22 protein-coding genes and 3 pseudogenes are annotated in these 23,111 nt (G+C 70.5%); 6 read left to right on the top strand and 19 right to left on the bottom strand.

Annotated features, from left to right (window positions below; all coding sequences use genetic code 11):
• Positions 1 to 29 precede the first annotated feature (29 nt).
• The gene (locus tag ACEXOX_RS17350) at positions 30 to 938 is read left to right on the top strand and encodes an ArsR/SmtB family transcription factor (RefSeq protein WP_406521683.1); all 909 of its coding nucleotides are present in this window, start codon (positions 30 to 32) and stop codon (positions 936 to 938) included.
• Between the two features lie 97 nt (positions 939 to 1,035).
• On the opposite strand, the gene ACEXOX_RS17345 is transcribed toward ACEXOX_RS17350, so the two are convergent.
• The 3 genes from ACEXOX_RS17345 to ACEXOX_RS17335 form a co-directional block, all read right to left on the bottom strand.
• The gene (locus ACEXOX_RS17345) at positions 1,036 to 2,061 is read right to left on the bottom strand and encodes a TauD/TfdA dioxygenase family protein (protein WP_406521682.1); all 1,026 of its coding nucleotides are present in this window, start codon (positions 2,059 to 2,061) and stop codon (positions 1,036 to 1,038) included.
• Between the two features lie 118 nt (positions 2,062 to 2,179).
• On the bottom strand, positions 2,180 to 2,320 hold the full coding sequence (locus ACEXOX_RS17340) for a hypothetical protein (RefSeq protein WP_157851661.1): 141 nt from the start codon (positions 2,318 to 2,320) through the stop codon (positions 2,180 to 2,182).
• Positions 2,321 to 2,382: 62 nt separating this feature from the next.
• Positions 2,383 to 2,829: a GNAT family N-acetyltransferase gene (locus ACEXOX_RS17335; protein WP_406521680.1), complete on the bottom strand. Its 447-nt coding sequence runs from the start codon at positions 2,827 to 2,829 to the stop codon at positions 2,383 to 2,385.
• A 151-nt stretch (positions 2,830 to 2,980) separates the two neighbouring features.
• Here ACEXOX_RS17335 and ACEXOX_RS17330 point away from each other — a divergent pair, with 151 nt between their 5' ends.
• Positions 2,981 to 3,853, top strand: a complete 873-nt coding sequence (locus ACEXOX_RS17330) for an SGNH/GDSL hydrolase family protein (protein ID WP_406521678.1) — start codon at positions 2,981 to 2,983, stop codon at positions 3,851 to 3,853.
• A 17-nt stretch (positions 3,854 to 3,870) separates the two neighbouring features.
• Here the strand turns inward: ACEXOX_RS17330 and ACEXOX_RS17325 are convergent, their stop codons facing one another.
• From ACEXOX_RS17325 to ACEXOX_RS17285, 9 genes are all read right to left on the bottom strand, one after another.
• Entirely contained in the window at positions 3,871 to 4,665 is a 795-nt protein-coding gene (locus ACEXOX_RS17325; RefSeq protein WP_406521676.1) for a carbohydrate ABC transporter permease, read from the bottom strand.
• Between the two features lie 110 nt (positions 4,666 to 4,775).
• Complete coding sequence (locus tag ACEXOX_RS17320) at positions 4,776 to 5,654, bottom strand: carbohydrate ABC transporter permease (protein ID WP_406526378.1); 879 nt, start codon at positions 5,652 to 5,654, stop codon at positions 4,776 to 4,778.
• A 182-nt stretch (positions 5,655 to 5,836) separates the two neighbouring features.
• Entirely contained in the window at positions 5,837 to 7,114 is a 1,278-nt protein-coding gene (locus ACEXOX_RS17315) for an ABC transporter substrate-binding protein (protein WP_406521675.1), read from the bottom strand.
• Positions 7,115 to 7,517: 403 nt separating this feature from the next.
• Positions 7,518 to 8,792 carry an FG-GAP repeat domain-containing protein gene (locus ACEXOX_RS17310; protein ID WP_406521674.1) on the bottom strand — a complete coding sequence of 425 codons (1,275 nt, stop codon included), beginning with the start codon at positions 8,790 to 8,792 and terminating at the stop codon, positions 7,518 to 7,520.
• Positions 8,793 to 8,830: 38 nt separating this feature from the next.
• Positions 8,831 to 9,661: a hypothetical protein gene (locus tag ACEXOX_RS17305; RefSeq protein WP_406521673.1), complete on the bottom strand. Its 831-nt coding sequence runs from the start codon at positions 9,659 to 9,661 to the stop codon at positions 8,831 to 8,833.
• A 411-nt stretch (positions 9,662 to 10,072) separates the two neighbouring features.
• Positions 10,073 to 10,675, bottom strand: coding sequence for a hypothetical protein (locus ACEXOX_RS17300; protein WP_406521671.1), 603 nt, complete (start codon positions 10,673 to 10,675; stop codon positions 10,073 to 10,075).
• Between the two features lie 343 nt (positions 10,676 to 11,018).
• Positions 11,019 to 11,375, bottom strand: coding sequence for a hypothetical protein (locus ACEXOX_RS17295; protein ID WP_406521669.1), 357 nt, complete (start codon positions 11,373 to 11,375; stop codon positions 11,019 to 11,021).
• Between the two features lie 60 nt (positions 11,376 to 11,435).
• Positions 11,436 to 11,627: a DUF397 domain-containing protein gene (locus ACEXOX_RS17290; RefSeq protein ID WP_406521668.1), complete on the bottom strand. Its 192-nt coding sequence runs from the start codon at positions 11,625 to 11,627 to the stop codon at positions 11,436 to 11,438.
• A gap of 5 nt (positions 11,628 to 11,632) precedes the next feature.
• Complete coding sequence (locus tag ACEXOX_RS17285; RefSeq protein ID WP_406521666.1) at positions 11,633 to 12,484, bottom strand: helix-turn-helix domain-containing protein; 852 nt, start codon at positions 12,482 to 12,484, stop codon at positions 11,633 to 11,635.
• A gap of 195 nt (positions 12,485 to 12,679) precedes the next feature.
• Between ACEXOX_RS17285 and ACEXOX_RS17280 the strand changes: the two genes are divergently transcribed.
• Positions 12,680 to 13,147, top strand: a complete 468-nt coding sequence (locus ACEXOX_RS17280; RefSeq protein WP_406521664.1) for an ATP-binding protein — start codon at positions 12,680 to 12,682, stop codon at positions 13,145 to 13,147.
• Here the strand turns inward: ACEXOX_RS17280 and ACEXOX_RS17275 are convergent.
• Together ACEXOX_RS17275 and ACEXOX_RS17270 are read right to left on the bottom strand one after the other, a co-directional pair.
• Positions 13,089 to 13,385 carry a hypothetical protein gene (locus tag ACEXOX_RS17275; protein ID WP_406526377.1) on the bottom strand — a complete coding sequence of 99 codons (297 nt, stop codon included), beginning with the start codon at positions 13,383 to 13,385 and terminating at the stop codon, positions 13,089 to 13,091. The genes ACEXOX_RS17280 and ACEXOX_RS17275 overlap by 59 nt on opposite strands.
• Before the next feature lie 159 nt (positions 13,386 to 13,544).
• Positions 13,545 to 13,805: an alpha/beta fold hydrolase gene (locus ACEXOX_RS17270; protein ID WP_406521662.1), complete on the bottom strand. Its 261-nt coding sequence runs from the start codon at positions 13,803 to 13,805 to the stop codon at positions 13,545 to 13,547.
• 193 nt (positions 13,806 to 13,998) lie between these two features.
• Here ACEXOX_RS17270 and ACEXOX_RS17265 point away from each other — a divergent pair, with 193 nt between their 5' ends.
• Both ACEXOX_RS17265 and ACEXOX_RS17260 read left to right on the top strand, forming a co-directional pair.
• On the top strand, positions 13,999 to 14,460 hold the full coding sequence (locus ACEXOX_RS17265; RefSeq protein ID WP_406521660.1) for a hypothetical protein: 462 nt from the start codon (positions 13,999 to 14,001) through the stop codon (positions 14,458 to 14,460).
• Between the two features lie 667 nt (positions 14,461 to 15,127).
• Positions 15,128 to 15,697 carry a DUF3291 domain-containing protein gene (locus ACEXOX_RS17260; protein WP_406521658.1) on the top strand — a complete coding sequence of 190 codons (570 nt, stop codon included), beginning with the start codon at positions 15,128 to 15,130 and terminating at the stop codon, positions 15,695 to 15,697.
• 224 nt (positions 15,698 to 15,921) lie between these two features.
• On the opposite strand, the pseudogene ACEXOX_RS17255 reads toward ACEXOX_RS17260, so the two are convergent.
• Positions 15,922 to 17,834, bottom strand: a pseudogene (locus ACEXOX_RS17255) (APC family permease).
• Between the two features lie 405 nt (positions 17,835 to 18,239).
• Between ACEXOX_RS17255 and ACEXOX_RS17250 the strand changes: the two are divergent.
• A complete protein-coding gene (locus ACEXOX_RS17250; RefSeq protein ID WP_406521656.1) occupies positions 18,240 to 18,749 on the top strand; it encodes a hypothetical protein in 510 nt (169 codons plus the stop codon).
• A gap of 65 nt (positions 18,750 to 18,814) precedes the next feature.
• Here the strand turns inward: ACEXOX_RS17250 and ACEXOX_RS17245 are convergent, their stop codons facing one another.
• The 4 genes and pseudogenes from ACEXOX_RS17245 to nirB form a co-directional block, all read right to left on the bottom strand.
• Positions 18,815 to 19,003: a DUF1737 domain-containing protein gene (locus tag ACEXOX_RS17245; RefSeq protein ID WP_406526376.1), complete on the bottom strand. Its 189-nt coding sequence runs from the start codon at positions 19,001 to 19,003 to the stop codon at positions 18,815 to 18,817.
• A gap of 32 nt (positions 19,004 to 19,035) precedes the next feature.
• Positions 19,036 to 19,973, bottom strand: a pseudogene (locus ACEXOX_RS17240) (oxidoreductase).
• 130 nt (positions 19,974 to 20,103) lie between these two features.
• Positions 20,104 to 20,471 (bottom strand): annotated as a pseudogene (nirD, locus tag ACEXOX_RS17235) (nitrite reductase small subunit NirD).
• Positions 20,468 to 23,110 carry a nitrite reductase large subunit NirB gene (nirB, locus tag ACEXOX_RS17230; protein ID WP_406521654.1) on the bottom strand — a complete coding sequence of 881 codons (2,643 nt, stop codon included), beginning with the start codon at positions 23,108 to 23,110 and terminating at the stop codon, positions 20,468 to 20,470. The pseudogene nirD and the gene nirB overlap by 4 nt, the downstream one beginning before the upstream one ends.
• Position 23,111 lies beyond the last annotated feature (1 nt).

The raw sequence follows: 23,111 nt of genomic DNA, 5'->3' as shown, positions 1-23,111 counted from the left end.
GCAAATGGCGCTCCGAAGCACGTTGCAGGTTGAATGGTGAAACACGGCTGCTGGCGCCGCTCGTTCCCACGCGCGGCTATTTTCCGGATTTCCTGACGCCTCCGGAGGGGCTGCTCGGCATCGACGAAGGGCTGGCGGCGCTCCGCGCAACCCCGCCCGCCCGACTGCACGCCGAACTTTCACGGCTGCCCGCGACCCGGCCACTGCCGGCCTGGCTGCGGGAACTGAGCGAGGGTGATTCCGCGGCACTCGGCCGGCTCGCCGGCGCGCTGCGCAGCTATTACGAGAACGCCGTCGCGCCGTACTGGCCGCTGCTCCAGGCCCGTATCGAAGCGGACCGTGCCACCCGCGGCCGGGCGCTGCTGGACGGCGGCGCGGACCATCTGCTCGCCTCGCTCCCGCCGACGATGCGCTGGCGGCCGCCCGTCCTGGAAGTGGACTACCCGGTGGACCGCGACCTGTTCCTGAACGGCCGGGGGCTGCTCCTGCTCCCGTCGTTCTTCTGCCGTCACACGCCCGTCACCTTCGCCGACCCCGACCTCACCCCCGTCCTCGTCTACCCCCTGGAGCACCCCGCGCCGCGCGTGATGCCGACGGTCGCGCCCGGCCACTCGCTGGGCAAGCTCGTCGGGCGGACCCGCTCGGCGATCCTGCACGGCGTGGGCGGCGGCTGCACGACGAGCGAACTGGCGCGCCGCGTCGACGTCTCGCTGGCCTCGGCCAGCCAGCACGCGACGGTGCTGCGGGACGCGGGCCTGCTGCTGACGCTGCGTCACGGGAACGCCGTACTCCACACGTTGACGCCGCTGGGGGCGGCGCTGCTGCGGGGCGGGCCGGAGGTGGACGTGCGCGGGGTGGACACCCGGGGGCTGGAGATATCGGCGCTGGAGGCGCGGGGGGCGGATGTGCGGGTGCCGGGGGCGGGGGCTGTGCAGTAACGTTCCGGCGGCCCGGGGGCGGTCGGTTCGCGTGCCGCACCCGGGGGTACGGGCGGGCGCGCGAACCACTCCATCCGCCCCCTGCGCCCCTTCCGCGTCAGTACGGCCGATCGCCCGTGATCGCCACCCGCTCGGCGACCCGGCGCCCCGCCCCGTAGTCGTTGACCGCGTAGTGCTGCGTGGCCCGGTTGTCCCAGAAGGCGACGTCCCCCGCCTGCCAGCGGAACCGCACCTGGAACTCCGGTACGTGCGCCTGCTGGAAGAGCAGCCGCAGCATCCGGTCGCTCTCCGCCCGTTCCCACCCCACGATGCGGGTGGTGAAGGAGGTGTTGACGAACAGCATCCGGCGGCCGGTCTCCGGGTGCCGCCGTACGACCGGGTGCTCCACCGGCGGGAACTCCTCCTGGAACGGCGCCAGCCGCTCGGCGGAGTAGAAGCGCGCGAAGCCCGGCAGGAAGTCGTGCACGGCGGTCGCGCCGTCGATACGGTCCCGTACGTCCTGCGGCAGATTGTCATACGCGGCCGCCATGTCCGCCCACATGGTGTCACCACCGGACGGCGGCACCTCGCGGAGCTGCAACACCGCGCCCAGCGCCGGGCGTTCGCGGAACGTCACATCCGTGTGCCAGACGTTCTCGAACGTGGACACCGCGCTGCGGTCGAACCGTACGACATCCTCTGCGTCCCCCGTGGCCAGCAGCGGATTGGTCTCCAGCTCGCCCCAGTCGCGGGCGAACGCGCGCTGCGCGGCCGAGGTGAGGTGCTGCCCCCGGAAGAACAGCACCTTCCACTCCAGCAGCGCACGGTTCAATTCCTCACGCAGCGCCGGGTCGAGGGGACGGGAAAGATCGAGACCGCGGATCTCCGCGCCGATCGTCGCGGCCTGCGGAACGATCTCGAACCGCTCATAGGGCCGGTCCTCCCAGCCCTCCGGCGTGCGGCGCAGGACACGGGTGCCCTCGTAGAGGCCGTCGGCGGGGACGCGGTGGTCGCGGAGAGCGGCGGGTGCGGGAGCGGGTGCGGGTGCGGTGTGGTCGGTGGTAGCGGTCAAGGGGTCCTCCTGGAGGGAGAGGCGCGAAAGGTACGAAGAGAGGCGCGCGACGCTCGTACCGGCGTCCGGCATCCAGTACCCGGCATCCGAGGAACACCCGGATCACGGGAACAGGCGCCGCTGCCGTAGGGGTGCGAAGCTGCCGCGGTGCGCGGTCGCTGCCGTCGGGAGGGCCGTCACGCCCGGAATGTCACCGACAGCGGAAAGCGGCGGCCGGGGGTGAACCCACCCGGCCGCGGCGGCGCAGAAACGTCATGCCGCGGGGCGCGCACTCGCCGTGGGGGCCGCTGCGCAGCGGCTCCGCCTCACGGAAGGTCGAGTACGTGGTCATGGCACGCACCGTACCTCATGCGGGAGACCGGGGGAACGGGGCACCGCCCGCCCCCGCCCGCCTCAGCCCTTCAGCTCCTTGTACAGATACACGTCCGCGTGCCCGCCCGGCATCCCCGGCACGCGCCCGACCTCGGTATACCCCTGCCGCTCGTAGAACCCCGGCGCCTGGAACGTGTACGAGGACACGGTCGCCCGGTCGCAGCCGCGCCGTACCGCCTCCTCCTCCGCGGCGCGCACCAGCTTCGCGCCCCAGCCGGCCGCCCGGCTGTCCTCCCGTACCCACAGGAGGTGGATACCGCACAGCCCGCCCCACACCCAGGCGCTCAGCCCGCCGATCAACTCGCCCTCCGCGTCCGTCACCTGTACCGAGAACTCGGCCCGCTCGGCGTCGACCGTGGCAGCGGCGTTGAAGGCGTCGAGCTCGTCCTCCAGGCGCTTGTCGAGGGCGGCGTCCTGGCCGCCGACCGTGAGTGCCGTCTCCTGAACCGAAGTGGTGGCATCGCTCATGCCTGAGTTCTCCCACACGTACCCCGCACCCCGCCACCGGGTTTCCGCGCCGGCGCTTTTGGCGGCCGGGCTTTACGGGGAGTCTTCCTTGTCCATGGTCGTCACGGTTGTCCCGGTCGTCCCCCCAGCCCCCGAGCAGCAGGAGAGTGCGATGGCCCGAACCCCGCGCCGTGCCGGATGCGTTGTCGCGGCGGCCGCCGCGCTGGCCGCTGTGGCCGCGCTCGGCGCGCCCGCCGCCGCGGATTCCGTCCCTGTACGAAAACCGCACTATGTCGCGCTCGGCGACTCCTCGGCCGCCGGCCCGCTGATCCCGGCCCAGACCAGCCTGCCCTGCCTGCGCTCGAACCGGAACTGGCCGGCCGTCGCCGCCGGGCGCCTCGGTGCCGACCTCACCGACGTCACGTGCAGCGGTGCCGCCACCAAGCATCTGGCCGGGCGGCAGTCCGCTCTCGTACCGCCCCAGTTCGACGCGTTGCGGCCGGATACCGACCTGGTCACCCTGGTCATCGGTGCCAACGACATCAAGCTGGGCACCGCCTTGCCGTCCTGCGTCCGGCCGCTCCCGCGGGCGGCGGGCCTGGGCCTGACGTGCGAGTCGGTCTATACGGCGGGCGGCCGGGACCGGCTGGCCGAGCGGATCACGCGTACGGCACCCAAGATCACCGCGGCGCTCGGGCAGATCCACCGGCGTTCCCCGCGGGCGAAGGTGTACGTCGTCTCGTACGGCACGTATTTCCAGCCGGGCGGCTGCTGGCCCAGGGAACCCGTCTGGGCGGGCGACGCCGACTACCTCCAGAACACCTTCGACCGGCTGCACGCGATGCTCGCCGAGCGGGCCGCCGCGGGCGGCGCGGGCTTTGTCGATCTCCGTACGCCCAGTGCCGGGCACGGAGTGTGCGCCGCGCCGGGCGAGAAGTGGGTGGAAGGGCTGCTGCCGGGCTCGGCGGCGGCCCCGTTCCACCCGAACGGCACCGGCATGGCGCACGCGGGCGCGACGGTGGCCGAAACCATCGGCTCGCCGTGAACTCCTCGACCCTCCGCTCAGTCGTCGATCCCCGACCGCTCCACCCCGGCCACGATGTACCGCTGCAACAGCACGAACACGACCACCAGCGGCGCGATCGAGATCGCCGCGGCGATGAAGAGTTCGTGCAGGTTGAGGTTCTGCGCCGTGGTGAACGTGGAGAGCGCGACCTGTACCGTCCAGGATTCCCGGTCCTGTCCGACGACCAGCGGCCACAGGAACGCGTTCCACGCGCCAATGAAGACGATCGTGCCGATGGCCGCGAAGACGGGCCGCGAGTTGGGTACCACGATCCGCCAGTACGTGCGCCAGTACCCGAGCCCGTCCACCCGTGCCGCGTCCTCCAGTTCGCGGGGGAAGCCGAGGAAGTACTGGCGGAACATGAAGCAGGCGAAGGCGCTGAAGAGCGTCGGGACGATCAGCCCGCGCAGGGTCGAGATCCAGCCAAGTGACGAGACGAGGACGAAGCTGGGGACGAACGTGACGGCGGCCGGGACCATCAGGGTGCCGAGGATCGCGTAGAAGACGAGGTTCGCGTGCCGGTACGGGATGCGGGCCAGGCCGTACCCGGCCAGCGACGCCAGCAGCACCGTGCCCACCGTCGTGGAGACCGCGATCAGGGTGGAGTTCAGCAGCGCGCGGGCCATCGGCAGGTTCGGGTCGGCGAAGACCTCGGTCAGGTTGGACCACTGGATGTCGCGCGGGAAGAACGTCCAGTCGGGGGCGGTGATGTCCTGCTCGGTGGCCAGGCCGTTGCGTACGAGCAGGTAGAACGGGATGAGGAAGAGGAGGGCGAGGACGGTGACGGTCACCGCGCGCAGCGCGCGCCCGGCGCGCACGCGGGGTCGCGCGGCGCACGCGCCCGTTCGGTGGCTCTGGTCGTGGACTTGGCCGTCGTCTCCGTGCGCCTGGACGTCATCGCTCAGTCCTCCTTCCGGCCGAGGCCGAACCAGCGGGCCTGCACGACGGTCGCCACGGCGATGATCAGTGCCAGGATCACCGCGCCCGCGCTGCCCAGGCCGAGGTTCTGTTCCTGCCCGAGGGCGGTGTAGTAGAGGTAGACCAGCGGCGGGCGGGCGTACGGCGGGTAGCCGCGGGCGTCGGACATCAGGTTGTAGAACTCGTCGAACGCCTGGAACGCGTTGATCACCAGCAGCAGGACGACGGCGACCGAGGTGGCGCGCAGTTGCGGCAGGGTGATGTACCGGAGTGTCTGCCAGCCGGGCCGCGCGCCGTCCACCGCTGCGGCCTCGTACAGGCGCGGCGGGATCCGTTGCAGTCCGGCGAGGAACAGGATCATGAAGAAACCGGCCTGCAACCACAGCCGTACGGTCACGATCACCAGCCAGTACCAGGGCGGGTCGGTCGTGGACAGCCACGCGGTCTGGTCCGCGCCGAACCACCCGAGCACGGTGTTGGCCAGCCCGAACCGTACCCCGTTGAAGATCGACAGCTTCCAGATCAGCGCCGCGACCACGTACGAGCAGGCGGTCGGCAGGAAGAAGACCGAGCGAAAGAACGCCTGGGCGAAGCGCAGCCGGTTGACCATGAGCGCGAGGCCGAGCGAGAGCACGTACGTGGCCGGCACGATGAACGCCGTGAACAGCAGGAACGTGCCCAGGCTGCTCACGAAGGCGTCGTCGCCGAGCATCGCCGTGTAGTTGTCCAGCCCGACGAAGTCCGTCGGGGTGACGGTGTTGTGGGCGTCGAAGAAGCTGAGGTAGACGCTCCAGGCCAGCGGTACGTACGTGAACAGCGCCAGGCCGATCGCGAACGGGCCCACGAACGCCCAGAACCACAGGTTCCGGTTCTGCTGCCCCCGGAGGCGCGCGAGGGGGCCGCCGGGGCGTGCGCCGGTGCCGGTCCCGCTCCCCGCACCGATGCCGGCCCCGCTCCCCGCGCCGGTCCCGCTCCCCGCCCCCGTACCGGCCTCGCTCCCTGCTCCCGTACCGGCCCCCGCCCTGGAACGCGCCCCCGCTTCGCTCACTTCTTCGCCCGCTGCAACTCGGCCTCCACCTTGCGCACCACGCCCTTCAGCTCGCTCTCCGGGTTCGCGCCGCCCTTGATGATGCGGTTGAGCGCGTCCTGGTAAGCGGTGCTGCTCGGCGTCGTCCAGAGCAGCGGCTCGGCGTGGCCGTACTCGGTGGCGTACGAGACCGCGTCGGCCGCCGTGCCCTCCCGGAGCTGCTTCGCCTTCTTGGCGAGCGAGGTGCGGGCGGGGATGTGGAAGCCGTACGCGAGGGCGAAGTCCTTCTGCTTGTCGGTCCCGTCCACCCAGAGCCACTTCACGTACGCCCGGGCCTCCTCGCGGTGCTTGCTGCGCGCACTGACAGCCGAACCGTACGCACCCACCGGCACGGCCGGCTTCCCGGCGCCGTCCTTCGGGAACGGCAGCACCCCGAAGTCGTCCCCCAGCGCCTTCTCGACCTGCGGCAGCGCCCACAGGCCCGACCACTGCATGGCGGTCAGCCCCTGCACGAACGCCGCCGGGTCGGACCAGTCCGTCGGCGCCCCGAGCAGCAACGATTCATCGGCGTACAGCTGCCGGATCCTCCCGAGCACGCGGGCGGCGGCCGGATCATCGAATCCGACTTTCCCGTCCTCCGTGATCAGACTCAGCCCCGCGGCGAACAGCGGCGTACCGCCCAGCACCGCCGCCCCGCCGTCGTTCCCCAGGAACAGCCCCTTGACCTTGTCCTTCCGGTGCCGCGCGGTCAGCGACTTCGCGGCCTCCACCAGCTCGTCGACGCTGCGCGGCGGCTCGACGCCCGCCGCCTTGAGCAGGCTCTTCCGGTAGAACAGCAGCTGGGTGTCCATGGTCTGCGGAATCGCCCAGACCTTGTCCTGCCAGATCTTCGGCGCGAGCACCGCCTGGTTGAAGTCGCCCTTGACGGACTCGATCTCCGCCGTCAGGTCCACGACCTGCCCGCCCTTGATCTGGTCCAGCTTCGGCCCGTTGACCTCGAAGACGTCCGGACCGGAGTCCGTCAGCAGCGCGGCGGCGGTCTGCCGGTCGTAGTCCCCGGGCCGCCACTGCACGCTGACCCGCGCCTTGTCGTACGCGGCCGCGTACCGCTTGACGGCCTGCTCGGCGCCCGGCTCCCCGTACTGGTGGTACCACTGGCTGAGGGCAGGCCCCGAACCCTTCCCGTTACGGCCGGTGTTGGACCCACAGGCCGCCAGGACCGTCGAGAGGCCCGCTCCTCCGGCCACCCCTCCGGCCATCCCGAGCAGCCGCCGTCTGCCGATGTCGCGAGTCATGCCCGATCGCCCCCTACGTAGCCCGTCGCGCGTCGCGCGCTGGTCGTCGTCCGGCTGTCGTGCCGCGTGGGTGATCGTCGATCACCGTCCGCCGCGAGCGCCTACTTTGCCGCACCACCGTGAAGAACGCATTGCACCTGCGCGAAAACGGCCGGTGGGCGCGCCGTAAGAGTGAGCACCGGGTCGCGCTGTGATGTTCCCGCATCCGGGCGCGGGGGCGGCGGTTCTCGATTTACGACGCGGAAGTGCGCACGTACCGGATGCCCGGCGTCGAGGCGGCTCGGAGGGGATGAGGCGGGACCGAACGGAACGGGGCCGGGACCAGGCACCCATGATCTGAGTGCTGCTGGCCCCGGCCCCGGTGGGCGGGTGCGCCCGGCGTTGTCGCCGTCGGTGTTGTCCGTCAGGCGATGGTCTCGTGCGACGACGTCTTGACGCCGGTCAGCTCGCGCGGGGCGAACGGTGCGCGCCAGTTGCCCGTGCCGTGGTAGACGTACGAGCTGCCGTCCGGTGTGGAGACGAGCAGGTCGGCGCGGCCGTCGGCGTTGGAGTCGCCGATGCCGACGAGCTGGCGGTAGCCGCCCCAGCTGGCGCCGATCTTCACGCGCCCGTCGAAGGTGCCGTCGCCCTTGCCGAGGTAGATCCAGAGGACGCCGTCACGGTCGCGGGCCACCAGGTCTCCGGCGGAGCCGCCCGCCACATCACCGACGGCCGTGATCTGGTCGTAGCTGCCCCAGCCGGCGCCGATCTTCTTGCGCGGTGCAAATGGTGCCCGCCAGTTGCCGGTGCCCTCGTAGAGCCAGAGGACGCCGGACCGGTCGCGGGCCAGCAGGTCGCCGCGGCCGTCACCGTTGAGGTCGCTGCCACCGGTGATCGCGTCGTACGCGCCCCAGCCGGCGCCGACCTTCAGCCGACCGTCGAACGTACCGTCCCCTTTGCCGAGGTACAGCCACAGCACGCCCGCCGAGTCCCGTGCCACCACGTCACCGGCGGAAGCGCCGGCCACGTCACCGACGGCGACGACCTGGTCGTAGATGTTCCAGCCGCCGCCGACCACGATGCGGCGGGCGCTGCCGAACTGCGGGTTCAGTGGATCGTGGGCGGTGTCTTCGAGCGACAGCTTGCCCGCCCGGTCACGCACGATCACGTCCGGCGAACCGTTGTCGGTGTAGTCGTGCGGGGCGGGCTTGCGCTCGACCGTGAAGGTGCCCTTCTGGTGGAGGGCGGGGCCGATGCCGTTACGGGGTTCGGCGGTGACTTCCCAGGTGTAGCCGCCGTTGGGCGCTGCCTCGTCCCGGCCGCGCGCGTTGACCAGACCGTTCCAGTCCAGGTCGACCCAGCCGTCCCCGTTGTTGTCCGGCAGGTCCGGGTTCAGGTGGGACACGCTCTGCTTGCCGGAGGCGTCGTGGCGCAGGGTCACGGTCATGCTGACGTTGCGCCGGGACAGGTGCCAGCGCGGATGCCACCGCCGCTGGTCCAACTGTGCCGTGCCCGATACGTCGAAGCCGAGCAAGGTGACCTTGGTGGGCTGCCCGGTGCCCGCGACCAGTTCCACGGTCGGTGCCTCGCCACCGGCCTTCGCGGAGATCCGGTAGAGCCCTTCACCCTGGGCGACGGTGCCGCCCATCGCCAGCAGGGCGCCGTCCGGGGTGGGCGTGGTGGACGTGACGTGGTCCATCACCTTGCGGGCGGTGCCACCACCGACCGGGACCGCCTTCAGGGCCGCGTCGCCCGGCGCGTCCCCTCCGTGAGCTTCTGCCGGTTCCCGTACAGCACCCAGTCGCCGGTCAGGCCCAGGGTCGGGCGGCTGACGCCGTCCAGTCGCGTGGAGGTCGTCTTCGGCGTGGAACCGCCGCCCAGCTCGACGGCCTTCAGATAGTTCTCCTCGCCGCCGCGGACCTCCGTTCCGATGGAGGCCATGTGGGTGCTCGACAAGGCCGCGGCCTCGGTGCTGGGACCCAGCATGTTGCGGCCCGAAACGATGCGGGCGGTGGCCAGGTCGACCGTCGAGTAGGCGAGGGCCGGCACGTCGGGGACACCCACGTCGTACCGCAGCAGCGCCTTTCCGGGAGCCCCCGCCGCCACCCGGAACTTGCCGAACCTGGTGCTCAGTTCCGTGACGGTCCGGTCGGTCAGCTCCTCGCCCTGGAACTCCAGGATGTGAACCGCTTCGCCCCCGTCGGCTGTCTTCTCGGCGCCGAGCACCCGGCCCTCGACGGTGCCGAGGTAGCGATACCCGTACTTCTTCAGGTCGACGAGGGTGGTGGCCCCGGTGACCATGTTCCGCAACGTGATCTTGGTCGAGGCGCCGACGAACGTGTTGTTCCCGAGCGCCACGATGTCGGACACGGAGCCGTGCGCCGTCGTGTGCGTGAACTGCCCGTAGTCCCGGCCCAGCTGGGTCGTACGGCCCAGGTAGTCCGTCCACGCCACGTTGTTCCGCGGGTCCACGGACAGGAACCCGGTACGGCCCGCACTGACGACCTCGGACCCCGGCGCGATCTTCAGCGCCACATCCTGCACGTAGTCCCACGTGGGAGGCTCCACGGGCGCGGCCACAGCGGGAGACGCGAACGCCCCGCCACTTACCGCGAGCCCGAGCGCGACGGCGCCGCCCAGAATCCGCCGGGACAACCGGGACCGTCTCGGCCCCGGCGCGGTGGAACGTTTCACATGCCCTCCAGGCAAGTCGCGGCGCGAGCGCCACGGTGGGTGACGGAGGGCAGGAAGAGGCCATGCCTCTCCCGACCGACTAAAAGTACGAGCCCCCCAAGATGAGGCAAATCATAACAACAGGGAGGGGAAGTCAGGTACTTGCGGGGAGCAGGGCCACGCGCCGCGCGCGGACCGCCTTGTCGCTCCCCGGCGAGATGGCACTTCGGCAAGTCGGTACGGCGACAACGGTCTTGGCCAGTGGTCACGAGGACGACCATGAGGCCCCGGCCCCGTAGCCGCCCATTATCGTGCCACCAGGTGTTCCGGCGCGGAGATCAAAAACTCTCCATAGCCGAGGTCCGCGCCGATGCTTTGGAATTTCTCATACTGCTCGTGCGATATCGCCTCACCCTTACACAAAAGAACCCGTAGAAGGATGCGGAAAGCGAGGTCCGGGGTGCAGAGGCGTACGCATTGAGTGAGCGCCGATGTCAACTCGGTGCCGAGATGGTCGGTCCCCTGAATCTCCAGCAGGATGGCACTGGCCGAGTCGTGACCATCACACTGATCAGCGCGACCGCGAGATATGGACTCCCTCTGCGAAAGCCACGCATCGCATCTTTCGATGATCGACCCCGTCCATTGCGTCCCCGACGGCACTCGTCGGCCGAAGAAGCCCGAAGCCTCTATCCCGGCTCCCCACAGCTCCTCCACGACCCCCGAGGGAAGCCGGTCGAAGAGCAACGCGGCATCGTGCCGCAGGGACATCACGTCCCTGGTGTCAGCCCCTTCTCCGAGTGCTGCCTCAAGCACTTCGTACTCGGATTTGGCGTAGTTGCTCCAGTCGAGATGGAACGCACTCATCAGCCTAGTAATGCCGAAGTCGTCCTCGGTGAACCGCTGCATGCTTCTCCTGCCTTCCGTTGTCGGCCGACTCTTCACTGGGGCGGTTCGCACGGAGTCTTCCCGTAGTAGGGCTGGACAGTCCTGGCCAGCTTTCGCTGAATCGACCGCAGCGTTCTGATGGTCGACTCGTCATCGAGACCGGTAGTCGTCGGCCATTCGACGCCTGAACCCGCGAGGTCACTCACGAAGACAACTTCAACCGCCAGAAGCACGCGTGCCCAGTCCACCGGCGCGAGCGGCGAACCGTCGCCGAGCGCGTTCCGGATTCAGCGAGAAGCGCACTCGCTGTCACAGCATCTGACGTCATTCCAACCCTTACTGGCGTATTCGTGCTCCCTGCTGGTCAGGTGGTGGGTTGCGGGGCTCCTGTGCGCAGAAATGCACCATATATCCGATGCAGCAGAACTGCGTACTGATAATGGGCGTCAACAGTTTCTCGCTCGGTCGTGGTCCCGCCTTCGCCGAATCGTTCCAGGCGAGAGATGATCCCTTCGAGCAAGCCCATGACGTCCGACCGGGCCGGCGAGAATACCCCCTTGTCGACAAAGAGGATCACCTGGGTCACATGTTCGTCAACGACAGCCAGGTCGCCATGAATGAGCGCCAGTTTTTCGCCTGCACGCAACAAATTCTCGCCGCGGCGTAGAGCGGGGAACGGCAAGTTCCGCCAGAGGGCGTAATCCTCCATGAAATCTGCCAACGATGCGTCCTCTCGTTGTCGGCGTTCTGGGTTGCTCGTGGTTGCTCCGTCCCCGGCGAGCTAGTGCTCGAACCAGCCCCTGGTCACAGCCTTTCGGAAGTTCGTCCAGGCGATGGGGGAGAGGTGGAGTATAGGACCGGTGGGGTTCTTGGAGTCGCGTATGGCGACTTCGTCAGGCGGGCCGACAGCTACCTCGACGCACTCGCGCTCCTGGTTGCTGTAGCTGGACTTGCGGAACACGTACTCGGTCACGTAGGTCACAACTCTTTGCTGAGGCGGCGGATGAACGCTTGCGACGCGTCCTCGTCCAGAGCACGCGCTGCGATTCTCTCGAACAAGGTGTCGTAAACGGAAGCCTCTTCTCCCCCTTCGACCCACAGCTCGGTGCGGAGAGTCTCCATGTACACCACGTCCATCGACCCCGGGCTCGCGAAGGAGAGAATGTTGAACGCGCAGTCCATGCCGAGCTGAGCGCCAGCGGTGAACGGCAGGACCTGAACCGTCACGTTCGGGCGGCCCGCCATGTTCGCAAGGTGATCGAGTTGCCCTCGCATGACAGTGGGGCTGCCTACGATGCACCTGAGCCCCGCCTCGAAGATCACCGCTTGCATGCACAGCGGCGCATTGTCCGTGAGGCGCTGCTGACGCTTGGTACGCATGGTCACCAGGCGCTCGTCGGGGTTCAAGGCGCGGATGTAGTCGGGGGTTTGCAGAAGGCCGGGAATGAAGGCAAGTTGCCATGTCTTGATAGCGGTAGCTGCATGCTCAAGCGTGACGTACTCCTTCATCGCGCCGAGACCCGGGAACTCGCTCCACCACCCCTTCGCCTTCCGCCGTTCCCGGTCCACGCGGGCCAGTTCCAGCAGCCCGCCCACCGTTGCCGGGTCGCTGACCTCGTACAGCTCGCACAGGATGCGGATGTCCGGGTCGCGCATCGGGACCCAGCCGCTCTCCATCCTGGCGACCTTGCCGGTTGACGCGCTGATGACCTTGGCTGCCTGGCCTTGTGTGAGGCCGGCGGCGAGGCGGTGCTTGGTGAGTTCGCCGCCGAGGCGGCGGCCCAGCACGGTGGACATGCGGTTGCCCTGGGGTGTCTGGCTGCGTTCCATGGTGCTCACTTTCGCTCGTGGGGGAGTGGTCCGGGTGTGAGACGGCGACTTGGCAACCCTCACGGGTGAAAATTGCACCGCTCGATTGTGGATGGCGTCGTGGCGCCCCTACCTTCCGTAACGAACGAACTGCTCGCGCGGCCGCATCAGTTGGCGCAACGGTGCGCGCTGCTCGTAACCCGGAGGTGGCCGTCGATGATCTCTCCGCATGACCCCACAGAAACCGTCCTCCACGAGGACCTGCTCGACTACTCGCCGTTCCCCAAGAGTGTGCGGCTCGCGCGGTACCGGATGGCCCGGCTGCTGTGGGAGTGGGGGTACGGGCATCTCGTGGACGACGCCGAGTTGCTGGTGTCCGAGCTGCTGACGAACGCGATCACGCATGGCCGGGTGCCCGGGCGGCTCGTGCGTGTGCACCTGACGGTGGGGAAGGAAGTGCTGCGGCTGGCGGTCAGTGATGCGCGCGGGGAGGCCTGGCCGCATGTGCGGGAGCCAGGGGGTGAGAGCCCCGGCGGGCTCGGGCTGGTGCTCGTGCAGGAGGTGGCCGTGCGGTGGGGCGTGCGGGAGCGGCAGGTCGGCAAGACGGTGTGGTGCGAGCTGGAGGTCAAGCGGGAGCGACCATCGGTGACGGGCCGCCGAGGACGATGTTCCAGTGGTAGGTGAGGGAGGCGGGGGCGTCAGGGAGTAGGGGTGCCGGGGTGTAGGTGGCGATCAGGCGGCGGCGGGCGGCCGGGCCCGGGGCCGCGTGGAGTACCGAGTCGTGGGTCAGGAGCGGGTCGCCTTCGAAGTGCATCTGGGTGAAAGGGCGTTGGGTGAGGGCGCGGCCGAAGACGGAGAAGTGCAGGTGGGCGGCGCGCCAGGCGTGATCGGGGGTGCCGAGCGGGTACGGGCCCGGCTTGATTGTCGTGAAGGTCCAGCGGCCGTCGGTAGACCGGGCCGTACAGCTCGGCGCTTTCCGGGTCGGCGGGGAGGAGGAACGGCGGCCGGGTGGGCCGGCGTAGCGGGAAGCCCCGGTACGGGGCGGGTGAGAGATCGAGACCGGTGTGCCGGGTGGGCGGGCTCACTGGCGCAGCGCCTCGCGAAGAGCCTGGGTGAAGCGCTCGGCTTGGTCCTGCTGGGGCATGTGGCCGGCGCCTTCGATGACGGTCAGCCGGGCGTCGGGGATCGGGCCCACGCACTCCCGGGGGATGGCGAGCGGGACCTCGGTGTCCAGTTCGCCGTGCAGGAACGTGGTGGGCACACGCACCTGGCCCAGGTGGCCGCGCGGGTCGTAGGCGGCCTGGTCGGCGACGAGTTGGTCGATGCGGAAGGTCGCTTTCAAGGGCCTGGCGGACCGTCCAGTCAGTCATAGCGGCGCTGGCGCCGGGGCGATACCACTGCCCTCGTCACCGGCCGGCACATCGCCCGTGCCCGCGACGAGGAGAAGGCGACGATCGATCAGCTGCCACCATTGGATAGCTGACCTGGTAGCGGATTTCCGTCCCGCGAGAGCAGAAGTAAAATAAAAGAGACGGGTGGCGGTATCCGACCGTCACTCGTCCATTCACCTATCCCGCCTGAGAGAGTTCTTCGTGTTCGGTTCCGGTCTTTCCGTCGGCCAGTGGTTGGCGCTCGCGGCTGCGTCTTCATTTCTCCCCGCCCTCGCCATGCTGCCGTACATCCGGAAAGCGAAGAAGAAGGCGCTGGTTCCTCTCTTCTTCGTCGTTCCCGCCGGCATCGGAGCGCTCGGCATCTGGGGGAGCGCCGCGGCCCGTGGTTACGGCGCGGCGGAGTCCCTTGAGATGTACGTCTGGTGTATGGCAGGTCTGGCACTGCTCATCATCCTCGGCCGTCCCCAGATCAAGAGGAACGAAGAGCTTCAGGCTGCGGGCAAGGAGATGGAGCAGCCATCGGGCCTCTATATGGCGGTGGTCTTCGTGTCCCTGGGAATCGCCGCCATACTTGCTTTCCTGGTCAGGAAATACCTCATTGGGTGACCCCTCGTCCCGCGCGATGGGTTCCACATTCGATCATGCGGGATCTGTGCCTCAACCGCTCGGTCGGCAACTTGACGGCGCGCGGGGCGGACGGCCCAAGTCGCATACTGTGCTCGCGGCAGACTACTTGCTCCACCACACGGCGACACGTCGGCCGGCTGCATCGAACAGTGCGGAGCAGGTCAGAAGCGATTTACTTCTTCCCAGGAAAGCTCGAGCATTCATTCATGCCGGCCGAGCGAGAGAACTGGACGACCAACGGCGGTGACGGGCGGCACTCTGCACCTTCGGGCCCGTACTCCTCGGTATCTCCCACCCCCAGCCAACGCCCCGGGCTCACCGTAGACATGGATGCTGTAACCACCATCCATGTTTCCGGTGGTTACCAGTGGTGCCCTACGCGCGCGGGATATGAACTCATCGTCGGCATCGGGTCGTTGTCGCACTTGGTGGGGGAAGACTGCGAACACGTCGGGTGGGGACCGAGCGGGTACCGGCCGTCAAGGGACAGTCACTGTCCCAACTCCCGTAGGGGCCGGTAGGGGAAGCCACTTGGGCAGGGAAAACGCAACTTCGACAGGGCCCTCGGAGGCCGCTACCTTCACCTGGTCTTCGGCGGTCGCGCACGGTCGCGGCCGCATCAGGCACCCCAACCAGGGAGAGAAGCATGCCCCGTCTTGCGCTGTACACCTTCGGCGTTCTGAAGTCGCCTCTCGCCGATCCCGGTCCTCTCACGCACGAGTTCTACGACATGGGCGAGGCCGTGTACCGGAAGCTCAGCCAGCACCCCGGATACCTCGCGCGCGCTGAAGCGGCAGGCGGTAACCGGGGCGCGCACTTCGGGGCGGACTGGGGCGCGTGGGGAGAGTTCGCCGTACCCGCCTGGTACGGCAAGGGCCGTACGGCGGAGACCACCGCCCTGGCCACGACCCTCTCGCTCTGGACCGACCCGCGCCCCGCCTTCGACGCCATCTACACCGGCCTGCACCGTGCGGCGCTGAACAGGCGTTACGACTGGTTCGAGAGGTCAGGGCACCCGGGGCACGTGTCCTGGTGGGTCTCCGACGACGTGATACCCACCTGGCAGGACGGGGTTTCCCGGCTGGAGCACCTGCACGAGCACGGCTCCGCGCCGCACGCCTTCACCTTCCACCACGCGTTCGCCCCGGACGGAACTCCTGTCAAGATCACGGTCGGTGCGTCTGGCGGCGGGGCCGCCAGGCCGTCCTCACGCTGATGGTCGTGCTGCCCATCAAGATGGCGCCGAGAACGATGTTCCACGTGTCGCCGAGCCAGATCCCGAGGGCCGTCACGGCGAGCGCGCAGAGAAGCGCGAGGGTGGAGAGTATCCGTGCGAGAAGCATGAGTGAGGGGTTCGGGTAGGGGGGCGGTGGCGCTCCACCGGGGGCCTTTCCTTGCGATCCTAACGGTGGCTTTCCCACTCATCGCCGCCCCGGCGGGTCACGCCGACAACCGGAACCGCAGCCGGCAGATCGTCGCGTCCGTCGTGCGGCGCACCGCGTGGGCGACGACCGCGCCGCGCTGGTTCTGGAGGAGGCGTTGCCACAGGTGGGCCGGTTCGACCTCGGGGATCAGGACGGTGACCCGGGTACGGGGGTGCCGGTCGGCGAGTTCGCGTACGTACGCGGCGATCGGGCGGCCGACGGTGCGGGTGGCGGAGGGCAGTTCGAGGAGGTCGACGCCGGGGTTCCACAGTTCCCAGTCGCGGCGCAGGGACTCCGCCGTACGCCGGTCCTCGGGCGCGGCGTACGTGACGGTGACGGCCACCACCTCGTCACCGAGCGAGACCGCGGCGTTCAGCGCCTCGCAGGTGAGCTTGGACAGGTGGGAGACGGGGACGACGACGAGGGAGCGGTCGCGGTGCGGGGGTTCGGGGATGCGGCCCAGGTGCAGGCGGTCCGCGATCCTGCCGTACGCCCGGTGGACGGCCTCGAAGGCGAGGACGAGCAGCGGCAGCGCGACGACGATGAGCCAGGCGCCCTCGGTGAACTTCGTCGCGGTGACGACGACGGCCGAGACACCGGTCAGCAGCGCGCCGGAGCCGTTGAGCACGGCCTTGCCGCGCCAGCCGGGGAACGTTCCTGCCGCCAGTGGCGGACCATGCCGACCTGGCAGATGGTGAAGCCGACGAAGACGCCGATGGCGAAGAGCGGGACGAGGGTGTTCACGTCACCGCCGGAGAAGCCGAGGAGCAGGGCGGCGACGGCGGCCAGCGCGAGGACGCCGTGCCGGTGCACCTGCCGGTCGGCCTTGAGGCCGAAGACGTGCGGCAGGTAGTTGTCGCGGGCCAGCAGGCCCATCAGGACCGGCAGCCCGCCGAAGCTGGTGTTGGCGGCGAGGGCGAGCAGCACCATCGTCGCGAACTGCACGACGTAGAAAGCCCAGTTGTGGCCGAGTGACGCGTCCGCGAGCTGCGCGAGGACGGTGACGCCTTCGACCGGCTGGAGGTGGAAGCGCCCGATGAGCACCGAGAGGCCGATCAGCATCACGCCGAGCAGGGCGCCCAGGGCGACCTCGGTGCGCTGCGCGCGCTTGGCGGCGGGCGCGCGGAAGGACGGTACGGCGTTGGCGACCGCCTCGACGCCGGTCAGGGCCGAACACCCGGCGGCGAACGCCTTGAGCAGGAGCAGCGCGCCGACCGAGGTCGCGTTGTCCGCCAGGACGGAGGCGTGCCCGGCGGCGGACGCCGTGGAGGCGGGCGCGTCCCGGAACAGGCCGGCCACGACCACGGTGAGGATCGACCCCACGAAGACGGCGGTGGGCAGGATGAAGGCTTTCGCCGAGTCGACGATGCCGCGCAGGTTCACCGCGGTCACCAGCACGAGCACGCCCAGGCACAGCCACAGCCGCTGGCCGTAGAGGGCGGGGAAGGCGGAGGTGAGCGCGGCGACGCCGGCCGTCACCGACACGGCGACGTTCAGCACGTAGTCGAGGAGGAGGGAGGCCGCGGCGGCCAGGGCCGTACGGCGCCCGAGGTGCGCCTTGGCGACGGCGTACGAACCGCCGCCGTTCGGGAAGGCCGCGATCACCTGCCGGTACGAGGCGACGAGGACGGCGAGCAGGGCGGCGATGCAGAGGGTCACCGGGAGGGTGAAGCCGAGACCGTACGCCCCGGCGGCGGCCAGGATCAGGACGATGGACTCGGGCCCGTACGCGACGGAGGCCATCGCGTCGAGGGAGAGGGCGGCGAGGCCCTGGACGGAGGTCAGACGGTGCCGGGCGTCCGGGTCGGGGGCGGGAGCGGGGGAGGGGGCGGAAGCGGGGCCGGAACCGGCACCGGAAAGGGACCGGCCGGTTACCCGGCCTGTGGTTCGGTCCGCGGGCCGGCCCGTGGGTTTCCACACCATCGACATCGTTCGCCGTACCTCCGTGCGCTGCGGGAAGAGAACCCCGGTGACGGGGCCAGCCCAGCGTGAGTGCCGGTTCGTACGGGCGCGCCGGTTCTTGGCGTGGCTTTGGCGGGTGATCCGGCCTTCTTCACGCCTTCTTGATGCCCGGCGGGGGTGTACTGACGCGGGCGGGTGGCCGGGGCACCGGGTGGTACGGACATCGGGTGACGCGGGCACCGGTACGCGGTCGGCGTACGGCGGGGGCCGCGTTGTCAGCGGTGCGTCAAGCAGCCGCGACGCGCCGTCAGCGTCGCGTCAAAGTCCCGGCGGCGTGCGCGCCACGGGCCTACCGTCACGGCCATGGAACGGAGAGGCGGTGTGACGCGCGATGGACGGCATACGCGAAGGTGGTACGCCCTTCCACCCCCGGTGCACGGCCCGGCGGCGTACCGCGACCGCCGGTGGACGGCCGAACTGCGCACGACGGCCTGCTGCACGGCCGGCGTCCTCGGCCTCATGCTCGGCGTCGACCTCGCCTGCCGCACCCTCGACCCGCTGCGCGCCGCCTGCTGGACGGGCCTCGCGGTGGTGCTCTTCGCGGCGCTCTTCCCGGCGCGGGTGACGGCCGGCGCGGGGTGGCTCGCCGTACGGGGGCTGCTGCGCGAGCGCCGGGTCCGTACCGACCTGCTGGTCCTCGTCCACCGCAGTGACGGGATGGCGCCCCGGCTGGTGCTGCGCGACGCGGTGGGCGGCCGCGTCGAACTGGACCCCAAGGTCCTCACCGCCGACCCGGCCCTGTGGCACCTCCTCGACACCGGCGCCCGGCTGTCGCGGGAGCGCGGGCTGCTCCGGTCGGGGAGCGAGGTGCTGCGGGTGCTGGGGGAGCACGTCGACCGGGACGGCGCCCGGAGGATCTTCGAGGCTTCGGGGATGGAGTGATCGGCCGCCCGGGAGCGGATCGCGCCACGGCCGCCGAGGCCGCCACGAACACGCCGCCGAACCCGCTACGAACGCGCCGTCCTGGACTCTTGCGCCCCGCCCGGCCACAGCAGCGCCTGCGCGACGATGACGCGCTCGCCGTTGAAGGTCACGGCGGGCCCGCCGTGCAGCGTGTAGCCCAGGGCGAGCATCTCGCTCACCCGGTGGCAGAACGCGGCGTCGTCCGGGCCGGTCAGGACGCGGTAGACGGGCATGCCGTCCGGCGGAGTGCTGGAGGAAGAACCGTTCACGAGGCGGCGTCCCCGAAGTCGTAGCGAACGCCCGTCAGCTCCTCCGACGCGTCCCACAGCCGCGCCGACGTCTCGTCGTTGCGCGTCCACGGCGCGCGGGGGACGGCGCGGTCGCGCCGCGCAGGCCGGTGCGGGGGCCGAGGAAGGCGTCCGGCTTCATGTGCGGGGCGGTGGCGGCGCACAGCGTCGGCAGGGCGCCGGACTCGGCGGGCTGGCCGACGACGCGGTTGGCCAGCGCCACGACGCGCTCCGCGCCCGTACGGCCCTCCATCCGTACGCCGGCGGTCTGCAGGTTGGTGTCGGCGTACCCGGGGTGCGCCGCGACGGCCAGCACCTGCGAGCCGGCGCGCGCCAGGCGGCGCGACAGCTCGTGGACGAAGAGCAGGTTGGCGCTCTTGGAACGGCCGTAGGCGATCCAGCGGCGGTAGCCGCGCTCGCTGTTGAGGTCGTCCAGGTCGACATTGCCCAGTACGTGGAAGCCGCTGGAGACGGTGACGACGCGCGCCCCGGGCGTGGCCAGCAGTTTGGGCAGGAGGAGGCCGGTGAGCGCGAAGTGACCGAGGTGGTTGGTCCCGAACTGCATCTCGAAGCCGTCGGCGGTACGGCGGTGTGGGAGCGCCATCACACCGGCGTTGTTGACGAGGAGGTCGAGACGGTCGCCGTCGAAGTCGTCCAGGCCGGCCGCGAAGGCGCGTACGGACGCCAGGTCGGCCAGGTCCAGCTGCCGGAACTCGGCCTCGGCGGCCGGTACTTCGGAACGCAGCCGGGCGAGCGCGGCGTGCCCGCGTGCCTCGTTGCGGCAGGCCAGTACGGTACGGGCGCCACGGCGGGCCAGTTCGCGCGCGGTGACGTAGCCGATGCCGCTGTTGGCGCCGGTGACGACGGCCGAGCGGCCCGTCTGGTCGGGGATGTGGCTCGTGGTCCAACGGGTCACGCCTGCTGCGCTCCTTCGTCGGTGCGTCGGGGGCACCAGCGTACGCCCGGCCCGGCGGGGATACTCCCAGGCCGGGCGGGCCGCGGACCCGGCCCGGCGGTACCGGGGCCGGGACGCGTGCAGGGGGAGGCTAGTTCCCGACCTCCCGCACCCGGTAGACGGGCACCGACACCGCCGGGTCGTCCAGGCAGGCGCCCGTCTCCAGGTCGAAGCGCTGTTTGAGGAGGGGGAGGCGACGAACGGGCGGCCGCCGGCCGAGCCGGTCAGGCCGCGGGAGAGGACATACGCGCCGGTGAACGGGTCGCGGTTGCCGATGGCGTACGGGCGTCCCGCGCGGTCCATGAACAGCGCGACCTGCCCGCCGTCGGGGAGCAGGGCGGCGACACCCCGGCCGGGGACGAGGGCGGAGGGGTCGCAGACCGGGAACCAGGTGCGGTCCGATCGCTGTTCCGCGTGCGGTTCCGAGGGGAGTTCTACTACGAGTGTCGTGGGGCTCATCGGGCGGCGGTCCCTTCCAGGGTGCGGGCGCGGCTGTCGGAAGCGGTACGGACGGGCAGGGTCGGCCCGGCCAGCAGGCGCAGGTCCGGCTTGATCTGGTCGCGCTCCGGGACGAAGCGGACGGCCGGGTCGGGGGCGTCCGGCGCGTTGACGAAGGAGACGAACCGGGCGAGGCGTTCCGGGTCGGCGAGGGTGTCGGCCCACTCGTCGCGGTAGGCCGTCACATGCGCGGCCATCAGGGCCTCCAGTTCGTCGCAGAGGCCGAGCGAGTCGTGCACGACCACGTCGCGTACGTGGTCGAGGCCGCCCTCGATGCGCTCCAGCCAGGCGGAGGTGCGCTCCAAGCGGTCGGCGGTGCGGATGTAGAACATCAGGAAACGGTCGATGAGCCGGATCAGTTCGGCGTCGGAGAGGTCCTGGGCGAGCAGGTCGGCGTGGCGCGGGTCGGCGCCGCCGTTGCCGCCGACGTAGAGGTTCCAGCCGTTGGAGGTGGCGATGACGCCGAAGTCCTTGCCGCGTGCCTCGGCGCACTCGCGCGCGCAGCCGGAGACGGCCGACTTGAGCTTGTGCGGGGAGCGCAGCCCCCGGTAGCGCAGCTCCAGGCCGATGGCCATCCGGACGGAGTCCTGGACGCCGTAGCGGCACCAGGTCTGCCCGACGCACGACTTCACGGTACGAAGGGCCTTGCCGTACGCGTGCCCCGACTCGAAACCGGCGTCCACCAGGCGGGCCCAGATGCGCGGGAGCTGGTCGACGCGGGCGCCGAACAGGTCGATGCGCTGGCCGCCGGTGATCTTCGTGTAGAGGCCGAAGTCGCGGGCCACCTCGCCGATGACGATCAGTTTCTCCGGGGTGATCTCGCCGCCGGGGATGCGGGGGACGACCGAGTAGGAGCCGTTGCGCTGGAGGTTGGCGAGGAAGTGGTCGTTGGTGTCCTGGAGGGCGGACTGCTCGCCGTCCAGGACGTGACCGTCGGCGCCGACCGTGGGGGCGAGCGAGGCGATGATCGAGCCCACGGTCGGCTTGCAGGTCTCGCAGCCGTCACCGCCGCGCGCTTCCTCCCGGCCGTGGCCGTCCAGCAGCGCGGCGTACGAGGTGAGGCGGCGGGTGCGGACGATCTCGTACAGCTCGGCGCGGGTGTGCGGGAAGCAGCCGCACAGGCCCTGGTCGACGGTCACACCGCCGGCCGTCAGCTCGTCGTTGACCAGCGTCGTCAGTGCCTTGACGCAGCTGCCGCAGCCGGTGCCCGCCTTGGTGCACTTCTTCACCTCGGGCACGGTGGTGCAGGAGTGCTCGGAGACCGCGGCGCGGAGGGTGCCCTTGGTGACGTTGTGGCAGTTGCAGATCACCGCGTCGTCCGGGAGGGCGGCGGGCCCGAGTGCGGCCGGTGCGCCGGTGCCCGCGGGCAGCACGAGCTGCTCCGGGGCGACCGGCGGCACGGAGCCGGTGAGCGGGCGCAGCAGCCCGTACGCCTCGGCGTCGCCGACCAGCACACCGCCGAGGAGCGCGCCGTCCGCCCCGACGACCAGCTTCTTGTAGACGCCGGAACGGGAGTCGGCGTACACGACGTCGAGACAGCCCGGGGTGGCGCCGTGCGCGTCTCCGAAGGAGGCCACGTCCACGCCGAGGAGCTTGAGTTTGGTGGAGGTGTCGGCACCGGTGAAGGCGGGAGCACCGGAGGCGGTGGGGGTGCTCCGGCCGGCCGCGATCGCGGCCGCCGCCGTCTCCGCCATCTCGTATCCGGGCGCCACCAGGCCGTACACCCGGCCGTCGACTGCCAGCGCGCACTCGCCGATCGCGTACACGGCCGGGTCGCTGGTACGGCATCGCTCGTCCACGCCGATGCCGCCGCGCTCGCCCACCGTCAGCCCGCAGTCGCGGGCGAGCTGGTCGCGCGGGCGCACCCCGGCTGAAAAGATCACCAGGTCGGTCTCGACGCGCGAGCCGTCGGACAGCTCCATGGCCCGCACGGCACCGTCCGCACCCGTGACGACCTCCTTGCCGCCGACGCCCGTGTGGACGCTCAGGCCCATCTCCTCGACGGTCCGGCGCAGCGCGCTGCCGCCGCCCTCGTCCACCTGGACCGCCATCAGCCGCGGCTGGAACTCCACGATGTGGGTGCGCAGTCCGAGGCCCTTGAGCGCACCGGCCGCCTCCAGGCCGAGCAGGCCGCCGCCGACGACCGTGCCGGTGCGGGAGTTCTTGGCGTACTCCTCGATGGCGAGCAGGTCCTCGACGGTCCGGTAGACGAAGCAGCCGGTGCTGTCCGCGCCGGGCACCGGCGGCACGAACGGGTACGAGCCGGTGGCCAGCACGAGCGTGTCGTACGGGATCACCAGGCCGGAACGGGCGGTCACGGTGCGCGCCGCGCGGTCGATCGCGGTGGCCGGGTCGCCGAGGTGCAGTTCGATGCCGTGCCGGGCCATGAAGCCGGGGTCGGTGAGGGACAGGTCCTCCGGTGTGCGGCCGGAGAAGTACGAGGTGAGCCGGACCCGGTCGTAGGCGGGCCGGGGCTCCTCGCAGAGCACCACGACGCGGGACCGGCGGGTCACCCCACGGTCGGCGAGGGCTTCGAGGAACCGCTGGCCGACCATGCCGTGGCCGATGAGCACGAGGGTGGGAACGGCGGTTGCGGCCATG

This window comes from Streptomyces sp. Ac-502 (genome assembly GCF_045222935.1).
In the GTDB taxonomy this organism is placed as follows: domain Bacteria; phylum Actinomycetota; class Actinomycetes; order Streptomycetales; family Streptomycetaceae; genus Streptomyces; species Streptomyces monomycini.
The sequence above is the reverse complement of the archived record's forward strand: the minus strand, read 5'-3'. Positions and strand labels throughout refer to the sequence as shown.